At 53.9% G+C, this 12100-nt stretch carries 11 protein-coding genes; 7 read left to right on the forward strand and 4 right to left on the reverse strand.

The window, feature by feature from the left end; translation table 11 throughout:
- Window positions 1–114: 114 nt before the first annotated feature.
- The 4 genes from ACJAXR_RS04375 to ACJAXR_RS04390 all read left to right on the forward strand — a co-directional run bounded on the left by ACJAXR_RS04375 (window position 115) and on the right by ACJAXR_RS04390 (window position 6373).
- A complete protein-coding gene (locus tag ACJAXR_RS04375) occupies window positions 115–1176 on the forward strand; it encodes an efflux RND transporter periplasmic adaptor subunit (RefSeq protein WP_415057040.1) in 1062 nt (353 codons plus the stop codon).
- Window positions 1173–4229, forward strand: coding sequence for an efflux RND transporter permease subunit (locus ACJAXR_RS04380; RefSeq protein ID WP_415057041.1), 3057 nt, complete (start codon window positions 1173–1175; stop codon window positions 4227–4229). Before ACJAXR_RS04375 ends, ACJAXR_RS04380 begins: the two co-directional genes overlap by 4 nt.
- 137 nt (window positions 4230–4366) lie before the next feature.
- Window positions 4367–5548 (forward strand): GGDEF domain-containing protein, encoded by a 1182-nt coding sequence (locus ACJAXR_RS04385; RefSeq protein WP_415057042.1) that lies wholly within the window; start codon window positions 4367–4369, stop codon window positions 5546–5548.
- A 285-nt stretch (window positions 5549–5833) separates the two neighbouring features.
- The gene (locus tag ACJAXR_RS04390; protein ID WP_415057043.1) at window positions 5834–6373 is read left to right on the forward strand and encodes a DUF3087 domain-containing protein; all 540 of its coding nucleotides are present in this window, start codon (window positions 5834–5836) and stop codon (window positions 6371–6373) included.
- 56 nt (window positions 6374–6429) lie between these two features.
- Here the strand turns inward: ACJAXR_RS04390 and ACJAXR_RS04395 are convergent, their stop codons facing one another.
- From ACJAXR_RS04395 to ACJAXR_RS04410, 4 genes are all read right to left on the reverse strand, one after another.
- On the reverse strand, window positions 6430–7149 hold the full coding sequence (locus ACJAXR_RS04395; RefSeq protein ID WP_415057044.1) for a ZIP family metal transporter: 720 nt from the start codon (window positions 7147–7149) through the stop codon (window positions 6430–6432).
- Between the two features lie 147 nt (window positions 7150–7296).
- Window positions 7297–8346: a mechanosensitive ion channel family protein gene (locus tag ACJAXR_RS04400; protein ID WP_415057045.1), complete on the reverse strand. Its 1050-nt coding sequence runs from the start codon at window positions 8344–8346 to the stop codon at window positions 7297–7299.
- A 198-nt stretch (window positions 8347–8544) separates the two neighbouring features.
- A complete protein-coding gene (locus ACJAXR_RS04405) occupies window positions 8545–9870 on the reverse strand; it encodes a Na+/H+ antiporter NhaC family protein (RefSeq protein ID WP_415057046.1) in 1326 nt (441 codons plus the stop codon).
- Window positions 9863–10306 (reverse strand): hypothetical protein, encoded by a 444-nt coding sequence (locus tag ACJAXR_RS04410; protein ID WP_415057047.1) that lies wholly within the window; start codon window positions 10304–10306, stop codon window positions 9863–9865. The genes ACJAXR_RS04405 and ACJAXR_RS04410 overlap by 8 nt, the downstream gene beginning before the upstream one ends.
- A 139-nt stretch (window positions 10307–10445) precedes the next feature.
- On the opposite strand from ACJAXR_RS04410, the gene ACJAXR_RS04415 reads away from it, so the two are divergent.
- The 3 genes from ACJAXR_RS04415 to ACJAXR_RS04425 all read left to right on the forward strand — a co-directional run bounded on the left by ACJAXR_RS04415 (window position 10446) and on the right by ACJAXR_RS04425 (window position 12089).
- Window positions 10446–11117 (forward strand): glutathione S-transferase, encoded by a 672-nt coding sequence (locus ACJAXR_RS04415; protein ID WP_415057048.1) that lies wholly within the window; start codon window positions 10446–10448, stop codon window positions 11115–11117.
- A 79-nt stretch (window positions 11118–11196) separates the two neighbouring features.
- Window positions 11197–11745, forward strand: coding sequence for a hypothetical protein (locus tag ACJAXR_RS04420; protein WP_415057049.1), 549 nt, complete (start codon window positions 11197–11199; stop codon window positions 11743–11745).
- Entirely contained in the window at window positions 11745–12089 is a 345-nt protein-coding gene (locus tag ACJAXR_RS04425) for a winged helix-turn-helix domain-containing protein (protein WP_415057050.1), read from the forward strand. The genes ACJAXR_RS04420 and ACJAXR_RS04425 overlap by 1 nt, the downstream gene beginning before the upstream one ends.
- The last annotated feature ends 11 nt before the right edge of the window (window positions 12090–12100 follow it).

A 12100-nucleotide genomic window follows, 5' to 3' on the forward strand; every position in this document is an offset into this window, starting at 1 on the left:
GCCGTCATCGTTTGCAACTACAGTCACAAGATTAACGCACATCAGTCATTTACGGAACGGGTTCGTTCTGTAACTATACGGCTCACACGAATTTGCCCATAAGGTTGCTAGTGTATGCGCGCGCTATTGTTTTCGATGTTGACGATTACACTGCTAGCTGGCTGTGGTGCAGAGCAAGATAGCGTCGACAAAACTGCACCTAACGTCAAAGTACGCATTGCCCATCTCGAGAACGCCCAGAGTCAGCATTGGACGCTCAGTGGTACGGTCCAGTCGCGCCATGATGCGACACTCAGCTTTCTAATCTCCGGCCAGATCAGCGAACGTCTCGCTCAGGCAGGCCAGCAGGTTGAGGCCGGCGATGTGCTGCTACGTCTGGACCCCAGGGATATTCGCCAGCAGCTTGCTGCTGCGCAAGCCAACGTGGCAGCTGCCCGAGCCCAGGCCGAGAATGCAGAAGCCAATCGGGACCGACTTGAGTCGCTTAGTCAGCAGGGCATGGTTCCTGCCCAGGCATTTGAAGATGCCCGCGCTCAGGCGCGAGCCGCACGCCAGAGCACGAAGGCTGCCGAGGCAGCACTCGCCCAAGCACGTAGCGCTAACGAATACGGAGAGCTCAAAGCGCCGGCAGATGGCGTGCTGCTAGAGGTCTCGGGTGAAGTGGGGCAAGTGGTCACTGCAGGTATCGCGGTGGCAACGCTTGCGTATGATGGCAGGCGTGACATAGAAGTATTTGTGCCTGAGCGTCGGCGTGCGGATTTGCCCGAGCGGGCGCGCGTAGAGCTCTACGGCAGAGATATGGATGCTGACGCAACTCTGCGCGAAGTGGCTGGGTCTGCCGACCCCCTGTCACGCAGCTGGCGAACTCGTTACAGCATTGATGGCGCATCCGAATCATGGCCACTGGGTAGCAGCGCGACTCTGATATTGCCGGTTAGCTCCAATAGTGCGTCTGCCACTATGCAGACCGTTCCGGTCGGCGCCATGGTAGATCGTGGTGAGGGTATGGGGGTCTGGGTTGTTGACGAAGGCAGTGTCCATTGGCGGGCGGTTGAACTGGTAAGGATGGATACCGAGCAGGCTTATATTCGCAGCGATCTCGATCCTGGAACAACCATCGTTGCGCTAGGCGCACACTTGTTGCAGCCGGATCAGAAGGTCGAGGCGCTGCCATGAGTCTGGATCCGTTACGCTTCAATTTGTCTGCGATTGCGGTACGTGAGCGCTCAGTTACCTTGTTTTTTTTGCTGCTCATCGCCCTGGCCGGAGCCTATGCTTTTATGGCGCTAGGCCGGGCCGAGGATCCGGCGTTCTCCGTGCGCGCCATGGTGGTATCAGCCTCGTGGCCCGGCGCGACGGCACAGCAGATGCAAGATCAGGTAGCCGACCCGCTAGAAAAACGCATTCAGGAAGTGGAATGGTTCGAGAAGGTCCAGACCACCTCACGTCCGGGGCGGGTCGATATGCTGGTTACTTTCCAGGATTTCACACCGTCCAAGGTTCTGCCTGAGGTGTTCTATCAAATACGCAAACGAATGCAGGATGAGGCCCCCTTGCTTCCGCCCGGTGTTCAGGGACCTTTCGTTAATGACGATTTCTCGGATGTCTATTTCTCGCTCTACGCCCTGACGGCACCTGGTTTGCCCCCGCGTCATCTGGTGGAAAAAGGCGAAAGCCTCAGAGATACCTTCAACCGAATTGAAGGCGTGCAGAAAGTAAGACTGATTGGGGAGCAACAGCAACGGGTTTATGTTGATCTCGATTCCTACCGCATGGCGCAGTTGGATATCAGTGCGCAGCAGATTGGTAATGCGCTGGACGCCTACAATCGTTTGATGCCGTCGGGTCTGATCGAAACCGAAGGGTCCCGTCTGTATTGGCGGGTGGATGCCGAGTTGGCTGACCTTGACGCGATTGCCGATGTGCCGCTGCGATTAGGCGATCGCCTGATTCGCCTGGGTGATGTTGCCAACGTAGCCCGTGGTTACGAGAACCCACCCAGCTACCTGATACGCGCCTTCGGCGAGGATGCTCTGCTGCTGGGTGTGGTGCTTAACAAGGGAGAGGACGGTCTGGAGGTGGCTGATCGTCTGGCCGCACAATACGAAAAGCTATCGACTCAGATGCCCCTGGGTATGCAACTGCGTCAAGTGACCAATCAGGGTGAAGCGATTAGCCGAGCAGTGGAGCTGTTTCAGGTCAAGTTTTTGATCGCTGTACTGGTGGTGATGGCAGTGAGCTTTATCAGCCTGGGATTGCGTCCAGGGCTCGTGGTGGGCATCGCCGTGCCATTGACGCTGGGCCTGACATTTCTGTTAATGCTGATCCGTGGGATGAATCTGGATCGTATCACTCTGGGCGCGCTGATTATCGCCTTGGGCTTGCTGGTGGATGACGCGATCATCGCCATTGAAATGATGTTGGTAAAAATGGAGGAGGGCTGGGAGAAAACCCGCGCCGCTGCCCATGCCTGGACGGCCACAGCGGCTCCTATGCTGTCTGGCACACTGGTCACCGTCATCGGTTTTGTACCCATCGGCTTTGCGCGTTCGGGTGTCGGCGAATATACCGGCAATATTTTCTGGGTTCTGGCCTTTGCTTTGCTCTCATCCTGGCTGGTGGCCGTCGTGTTTACACCCTTTCTGGGTGTGGCACTGTTGAAGTCCAGCACCAAGCCGGGCCACAGCCATATCAAGCATTACCAGACACGCGGTTACCAGCGGTTTCGCGATTTGATCGAAGGCTGTATGCGCTATCGCATAACTATCGTAGCCAGTACGGTTGCATTGTTTATCCTGTCGCTGGTCGGGATGAGCGGGCTGGTTCAAAAGCAGTTCTTTCCGTCGTCGGACCGTCCCGAGGTTCTGGTCGAAATATTCATGCCTGAAGGCAGCAGCATCGCCGCTACCGATAAAGTCGCCAAGCGGCTGGAAGCTGTGCTGGTTGAGCACGAAGACGTGCTCTCACTGGCTGCCTATATTGGTGCGGGCGCGCCACGCTTTTTTATCTCACTGAACCCCGAACTGCCTAACCCTGCCTTTGCCAAGGTGATCGCCATTGCGGATGACGATACTGGGCGTAACCGCATCATCGCCGACCTGCAGGCACGCGTGGACGCGGGTCAATTCCCAGAGGCAAGAGTTCGCGTTCATCAACTATTATTCGGGCCACCCGTCGCCTGGCCGGTCAGTTTTCGTGTCATGGGCCCCGACCCCGATGTATTGCGTGTTACCGCCAGCAAGGTTCGTGACCTGATGGCGGCTCATCCCCATATCACCAATGCGAATTTGGATTGGGGCGATCGGGTGCCTGCTGCGAGGCTGCGTGTGAATAACGAACGTCTGCTCGGAATGGGTCTGACACCACTGGAATTAGCCGAACAGTTGCAGGTGCAGTGGGGTGGCCGGCCGGTGAGTGTGTTGCGAGAAAACAACCGTAGCGTGCAATTGATGGTCCGGGGCGCGCCGGAGGGTCTGGACAACTTTGCTGATCTGCCCCTGCGCACCGCAGATGGGCGCACCATCACGCTGCAGCAGGCTGGTCTTATTGAATTTGTCAGCGAAGACCCCGTACTCAAATATTACAATCGCGAGCCCTACATTATGGTGCAGGCTGACGTGCACGACGCTCAACCGCCGGATGTAACTATGGCGCTGTGGGAGCAACTCGAGCCTCTGCGTAATACCTTGCCGCTGGGGTACCATCTAGAGATCGGCGGTTCGGTGGAGCAGTCAGCGAAGGGTCAGGAGTCTATTCGCAAGGTTCAGCCCATCATGCTGGCATTGATGATGATCGTCATCATGGTGCAGATGCGTAGCTTCTCCGGTACGTTTATGGTGCTGGCTACTGCACCCCTAGGCGTCATTGGCGCCACGCTGGCACTGCTCATCGGCAATCAGCCATTTGGTTTTGTCGCGTTACTCGGTCTGATTGGACTCGCTGGCATTCTAATGCGTAATACACTGATCTTGACCAAACAGATAGACGACAACCTGGCTGGCGGCATGGATCAGTTCACCTCTGTTGTCGAAGCGACGGTGCAGCGCACGCGGCCAGTACTGTTGACTGCGTTGGCGGCCGTATTTGCCTTTGTACCGCTGACCTTCGACGCATTCTGGGGACCGCTGGCATACGTGCTTATTGGCGGCACACTGGTCGGCACACTGATCACTCTGATGTTCCTGCCTGCCTTGTACTCATTGTGGTTTCGCGTACAGCGTCCTGTCTGAGGGTGATGGCATCATGCTATGCTTCCTACGTGGGCCATGGTGCCCTGTATTTGTGTTAGCCTCACAGTAGTCAATCGGCCGCGGCCCGACTATCCTGTCGCTCTTTAAAAGGGCATCGCTTTCAGGAAGAAAACCGAATGCTTGATATAAACACGTTGATGCTGGTCCTAGCGGTGACCACCATCGTGTCGGTAGCTGGATTGCTAGCCGCAAGCATGCTCAATCGTCAGGTTCGTGCCATCCGCTACTGGGGTGCAGGCCTCTGCCTCTTTGCTGTCGGTCTTGTATTGCAGGTCTCCAGTCCGCCCATTCCGCTCTGGATCAGTGCCGTCGTCATTACTCAGGCATACTTTGTGCTTTGGTGGGGCACTCGGTGTTACCGCAAGCCGGAGCAGACCCATTTCACCCGATTTATGTTGGGTATTTTCATTGTTCAAGCAGTGGTCTTTTATTATTTTCAGGAAACGCTGAGTTACAGCATTATGTGGCACAGCGCGCTGGTGGTGCTGGTTTGCCTCATTACGATTATCGAACTGTGGCTAACATCTTGGCTGCACCGCGCAATGACAGTAGTCTGGGCATCTCTCTGGACGGTTCACGCATTGGTATATCTGCGCCGATTTGGTCTGTATCTGACAGATGAAACCTACATCAATGCCACGGACTTGCAGATGGCAGTGAGTATCGAGTCACTGAATTACCTTGAAGGCATCGCGTTCATTTACGGATTTTCATTATTGTGTGTGATTCTGACTACCGTCAGCTTGCAGCATGCGCTAAAAGAGCAGGCTAGCCGTGACCCGCTCACAGACCTGTTTAACCGACGCGCAATGGAAGAAGCAGCAGTCAAGTTACTTTCGCTATCACGTCGCAGCAGCCATCCACTGGCATTGCTAATGCTGGATCTCGATCGCTTCAAGGCGATTAACGATAAGTACGGACATAAGGTCGGTGACCAGGTGCTGTTAGCCTTTGCCGAGCATCTACGTGATTATTCAAGGGTGCCTGATTTCATTTGCCGCTTCGGGGGGGAGGAATTTCTTCTTTTGCTACCTGACACCAGTGTCGCCGAAGCGCAAAACATCGCCGAAAGAATTCGTCACCGTTGGCAGAAGTCACCGCTTCCCACTACCGCTGGCGGCGTCAGCGTTACCGTGTCCATCGGTGTGGTTGAATTTACACAGGCGGAAAACGAAAACTTTTTCGATCTCGTAGAACGGGCCGACTTGGCCTTGTATCAGGCTAAAAAAATGGGTCGTAACCGTGTGGAAAGTTGGCATCGAGGGCTAACCATGGCTCAGGTGAACGGGGTGTATTGACCCCAACCTTGACTTCTCAAACCCGAAAGGGGATCCCCGCATTCGCGAGTATGAAGTGGGTTGAGCGCGATGTGTATTTCTCCGTCGGTCAGCATGAATGCATAAGTTCAACGCTTAGCGTCTATCACCCTGCCGACAAGATTTGACTACAGCAGTGCGCATTGGCTGATAATATTCGTTTAGTCGCTCCGGCATTCATTACCTATCAGCATTATGCGATTGCCGCAGAGCACAAGCGTGAAAGCCTTTTCTGTACCTCGCATCAGATTCCTGGAAGGAGATAAGATGTTCGAAATACGGCATATGGACCCGGAAAAGTACCGCAAGCAGACACGTCGAAGTACGCTAATCGTTGTCGCGGCGTTTGCGGTGTTGGCGATGTTGCTATCGACCCTGGCCGTTTCAACGTTCGGCAATGTGGAAGGTAGTAACTTACGCTGGAATCTGGCGGGTGTGCTGCTGGGATTGATTATTACTATAGTGCTGGTGCGCAATGTCTTCTGGACCCAGCCCTGGATGGAATCGGCTGTTTATGGCTGGCAACTCAAACGGAGCCTAATGCGTATCACTAATGCAATGCACCATGTGGAAGCGGGTATAAAAACCGGCTCGCCGGAGGCCATGAAGCTGCTGTGCTTCTATCATTTGGGTCTGGGTGAAATGCACTATTTGGATGGTAATTCGCAGGCATTGGACGAACTTGGCGCGCAGATCGACAATCATAGACAGGCGATGCTTGAGATGGGCCTGTCTATTGACCAGTACCAACTGGATCCTGCTTGGCTGGATACGTTGCCGCGCAGTGGGCGTGACTCCGCAGGCTGAGCCACCGAGGATGCTGATTGACATCGGCCAGAGTTGCTTCCATCGCTCTGTTAGACCTAGTCGCCCATAATCAACATATTGCCTACTAACCCAAGCATGAACCCGGAGACTGCGCCGAGCGCTGGCATCCCGTGATTTTTGAGCTTTGCTTCAGGCGCAATATCTTGAAAAATCAGATACAAAATTCCAGCACTGGCGAATAACATTAATGCGCCCATTAATTCATCGTGCTGAGACAATAGGTAATATCCTATTGCTGCAGAAATAGGCCCTGCGAGAGCTAAGCTGCTGAAGGCCAAAACAATTTTATTCGGGCTCAGCTTGGAGCTTTCACTCAGTTCTTCGTATGCATTGAATCCTTCAGGTAGGTTTTGTAACACCATAAGCACCGCGAGCAATAACCCGGCACTTCCTCCAGATGCAAATGCCGCACCAAGAGCAATAGCTTCTGGAATGAAATCAGATAGCATTGCGACCAACTGTCCGACTGAACTCTTGAGCTTGTTTAAATAACTGTCAAGCAAATAAAAGAATGCACCGCCAGCAGCAAAGCACAACGTAGCAGGGATTGTAGACAGCTTGCTTGTACCCTCGGGAATCAATACCAAAGCAACTGCGGAAATAAGAGCGCCGCCACCGAAAGCGACAATAAAATGCCTCCATGAGGCTCCAAGGACCGATGGCCAAACAAGGTCCAGTCTGGCGAGCAATGCGCCAGCGGGCATTGCGGCGCCAGCAAGTAGCGACAAAAGCAGTACGTAAACAATTTCAGGCATAAAATCTTGGATATATTACATCTTAGGTAGTTAAGCTTCGGGGATATCGTGCAGCTGAGATTCGATGCCGTGAACGATAACCGCTGATTTACTGTGGCGCCACCCACGCTTCGACAATAAGCTCATTCGACAGCGGCAGCGCCACAATCACTCCTCCATTAACTGAGCACGAAAGCGTGGCAGGTATTGCGGAAACTGCTGTTGAGTATAAAGGATCATGTTTTCACGCACATAGCATCTCAGGTCCCAAAGCGTGTTTGAGTTTTTAGCGCTCATCAGAAATCGAATCTGAATCGCCTTTTCACCTGAATCGACTATCTGAACCGTTCCGGTAATACCGTCCCAGTCGGGCGTTGCTTTCAACAGGCGTGCAAATTCCTCACGTAACGGCTCTATAGGTATGCCGTAATCGACCCAGATCAGAGCACTGCCCAGCAGTTCCGTGCTATTTCTAGACCAGTTCTGGAATGGATTTTCGATAAACCACTGCAATGGTACAACCAAGCGACGAAGATCCCATACCCGCAGGACGACATAGGTAGCAGTCACTTCTTCCACCCAGCACCACTGATCCTCAACAAACAGGACATCATCGATTCGAAATGGCTGAGTGAGCGCAATCTGCATACCCGCTAGCAGGTTGCTCAGCACCGGGCGGGCGGCGAAACCAAGGATAATGCCGCCAACACCCGCTGAGGCAAGCAGGCTGGTGCCAATCTGGTTGACGGTATCAAATGTCATCAGGGCGGAACCCGTCCCGACCAGCACAATCACTACATTCAGGCACCGGACGAGAAACTTGGTCTGAGTTTCAATCTTGCGAGCATGCTTCCACTTGTCATCGAAAGCGGGGTTCAGTTTGACGATGACCTCGCCAATAGCGGAAGTGCACCCCACTGCTGCCCAGGTTATAGACAGGATCAACAGTAGTGTTGTGATCTGTTGAATGGGTGCCAGCAGCGGAAGCTCCTGAGGCACCGCATGTAGAACACCGTTCAAGGCTAATAGGCATAATGAGACGCAGAGTGCGCCAGCTGCAGCGTCAAAAAATATACGGCTGACCGATGCAGGTTTGGAAAAACGGCCAACCAGAAAAACCAGCGCTTTGTAAAAAGCAAAGCCAAAGAGTATGGAAAGAAGTGCGAGTCCCGCAGGACCTGCCCACGCAATCAGTCCTTCCTCAATCATCTGCTGCATAGTGTCCTCATCAATATACTATCGGTCCCCTGACACGCTAACAGGATAGAGGGGTAAGGCACACTATGGGTTGGCGAAGAGCAGTAAAAATGTGGACGTTCTACCCGCCTTTTGGGGTCGCACCTTAGGTTGTGGGATGTTTTTGGCCGAGGCAGCACTCGGCCTTTTCGGAATGAGGTGGGTGGTCGATTTATAGGCTTAATTTGGAATTAATTTGACTTTGGGAAAGCCAAAAACAATGGCGGCTACAGCCATAGTACCGAGGATCCAGCAGTAGTAGACCTGACTGATCAGTGCCAGCGGCGAGATCGAAGCGAGAGAACCAGCGAGTAATATCTGCGCGCCGTAAGGGATGAGCCCTTGGATGACACAGGAGAAGATATCCAGCAGGCTTGCGCTGCGGCGCCGATCGACTGCGTAATCCTCAGCCAGTTCTCTGGCGACACTGCCACTAATAATGATAGCGACGGTGTTGTTGGCGACGAACAAGTTGGTCACGCTGACCAGTGCAGCGATGGCGGCTTCACCCGTGCGTTTGCCGGTATTGCCAATGGCCCCAGCGATGCGCTGGATCCTGTCGCGGACCCAGTCCAGGCCTCCTTCGCGTTTCATGATGGCAGACAGGCCACCGATGAACATGGATAACACCATGATCTCGAGCATGCCTTCGAAGCCACGATAGATATCACCCCCCCAGGTCGCGACACTGTATTCGGGAGCCATAAAAAGCCCTGTGAGGCCGGACAATACGATCCCGGTCATGAGAACGGCGAGCACGTTCAAACCGCTGAGTGCAAGCACCAGTACCGCGACATAAGGCAATACCAGTATGAGCTGATAGTCAGCAACCACGGGCTCTACGGTGGTGTCCCCAAGAATGAACAGCAGTACCAGCGTCATCAACATGGCGGGCAGGGCGATGATCAGGTTAAGTTTGAACTTGTCGCGCATGGAAACACCCTGAGTGCGGGTTGCGGCAATCGTGGTGTCGGAGATAATCGAGAGATTGTCACCCGCCATGGCGCCCCCGATGACAGCTCCCATGGCTAACGGAATGGATAGACCGGTAACCTGTGCGAAGCCCAGCGCAACGGGCACGAGTGCCCCTATGGTGCCCATTGAGGTACCCATGGCGGTGGATATGAACGCGCCAATCAGGAAAAGTCCCGGCAGCACCATGGAGGTGGGGATGAAGCTCAGACCCATATTGACGGTGGCAGCCACGCCACCTATGGCTTCGGTCACGGTGGCAAATGCGCCTGCGAGCAGAAATACCAGCGCCATGGTGATGATGTTGCTGTCGCCCACACCGGCAACAAAAGCCTCCAGGGTGCGGTTCAACGTATCTCGGGTCAGGAGCACCGCTAGAATAATCGCCGGCAGGATCGCAACGGGGGCCTTGATCTGATAAAACGCGAACTCGGCACCCATCACAGTGTAATAGATGCCGCTGCCCAAGAAGATCAACAGGAACAGAAGCAGTGGGAGCAGCGCGACAGCACGCGGTGGTAGGCGATCAGTCATGGCTGGAGGTTTCCGGTATGGCCTGAGAAAGCAACGCTTCTACATCGGGGTAGGATTGCGGTAAGATAGGGCCAGCGAGAATGTCGCCCGTTGCATCAAGCAATACCAGATCCCCATCACGGGACTTATGTTCGCTGGAGAACGCGAGTCCGTCTGCCTGCCCCTGATGGGCTATGCGCAGGTACACGCGCTCGCCATGTTCAGTCTGCGCTTTCCTGAGAAAATCGAGTACTTCGCCGCCGCCGACAAAGTTGGTGTCCCGCGTGAGCACCAACGTGGGTTTACCTGTACCAATGACTGACAGGTCAGTGGATACGCCTGTGCGTGGCAGTTGTTGCCAGGCGGCTATGCTCACTCCGCTTAGCAGCAGTACGATAAACACAGTCTTGATCCAAACGGGAATGAACTTGGCGCCCTTGCCCTTAGTGGTCGTCATATAGCTTCCTCCTGAAATATGCGATCAATTCTCCCATGACTGGACGGGGCCATGTGCAGAATCCTGCTACAAAGACTTTCACCGGATTATCGTGGCATAGTCTGTTTCACTATTAGCCACTTATAAGGAAGATAAACCGATGATTATTGTTCACCACCTGGCCAATTCCCGATCGCAACGTATTCTCTGGCTTTTGGAGGAACTGGGCCTGGAGTACGAAGTAAAACGCTACGAGCGCGATCCTGAAACCATGCTGGCGCCGCCTGTACTGAAAGCGATACACCCACTAGGCAAGTCACCGGTGATTACCGATGGCGATTTGGTGGTGGCCGAGTCCGGTGCAATCGTTGAATACCTGGTGGATACCTATGGCAAAGGTAGACTTGCCCCCGAACGCGGAACGCCAGAGAGTCTGCGCTATACCTATTGGCTGCATTACTCCGAAGGCTCAGCCATGCTCCCGCTATTGCTCAAGCTGGTATTTAATCGGGTTGAAACAGCGAAAATGCCATTCTTTGCCAAGCCTTTCGCCAAGGGTATCGCTCGCAATGTACGCGGCAATTTTATTGAACCGCAAATACGTCAGCACTTGGACTATATGGAAGCAGAAGTGGCCAAGACTGGCTACTTCGTGGGCGAGCAGTTCAGTGCTGCTGATATCCAGTTGAGTTTTCCGCTAGAGGCAGCAGCGGCTCGCGGTGGGCTGGATCAGACATGGCCCAACCTGATGGCCTTTCTGGAGCGTATTCATGCGATGCCCGGGTACAAGCGCGCGCTGGAAAGGGGGGGTGAGTACGACATAATCAGCTGATTTATTTTTTGGGTCACCTCTTGTTTTTGTCTACTCTGTTCAATAGAGTGCTTTGCAAAGAATAAAACAAGAGATAGCCATGCCTCCTTCCGCCGAAGAAGCAGCACAGGCGTTGCGCGAAATTGCCAACATCAAGGCGCGCGCAGCCGGGTTTCAGGATTATCGGGCAGAGTCTGATCAGCTGCTACTATGGGGCGTTGCCCATGTGATTGGTTTCATGCTGTCGGGCCTGTTTCCAGCGCTTATTCTGTTGATCTGGATTGTTGTGGTTCCTGTGTCAATGGGGGCCGGCATGTTGCTGGCTCGCCGTGCGGGAGCTGAAATCCCTGGTATCGGTTGGCGCTATTTGATTCTGATCGGCGCCATATTCGTATTCACCATCCTCATTCATATCGTCATGTGGCCATTGGCCCCCGAACAGGGCGCGATGGTTGCTCCTCTGTTTGTTTCCGCTCTGTATGTAATGCGTGGTGTGCAATTGCGCCCCCGGTATCTGTTTATCGGCTGCTGGCTGGTCATGCTGCTAATGCTTGGCTTCCTATTTTTCAAGCCCGTGTTCTGGTGGTGGATGGCCGTGGTTTACGGCGGGAGCTTCATTGCGTTCGGCTGTTGGCTGAGGCGACTGTGATGGAGACGCCCAATGAAATTATTCACCAACCCATTCGGCTCAAGATCATGGCGGCACTTAACACGCTCGCCACGGGTCAATGGCTCGAATTCGTATCCCTCAAGTCGATTGTCGACACCACTGACGGCAATCTCGGTGCACATCTCAGTACGCTGGAAAGCGCTGAATATGTCCTTATAAAGAAAGATTTTGCTGGCAAAAAACCACGCACACGGGTGTGTCTCAGTCCTCGAGGGCGTGAGGCATTTGCCGGCTACGTTGCTGCGTTACACGCCATTCTTGCGCTTGAAACCCTCGGACCTGATGTGTCCAGCACCCATGCCACTTCCAATAACAATAGATAATGGAGCTTTCT

Source organism: Halopseudomonas sp. (genome assembly GCF_047631575.1).
Lineage (GTDB): Bacteria > Pseudomonadota > Gammaproteobacteria > Pseudomonadales > Pseudomonadaceae > Halopseudomonas.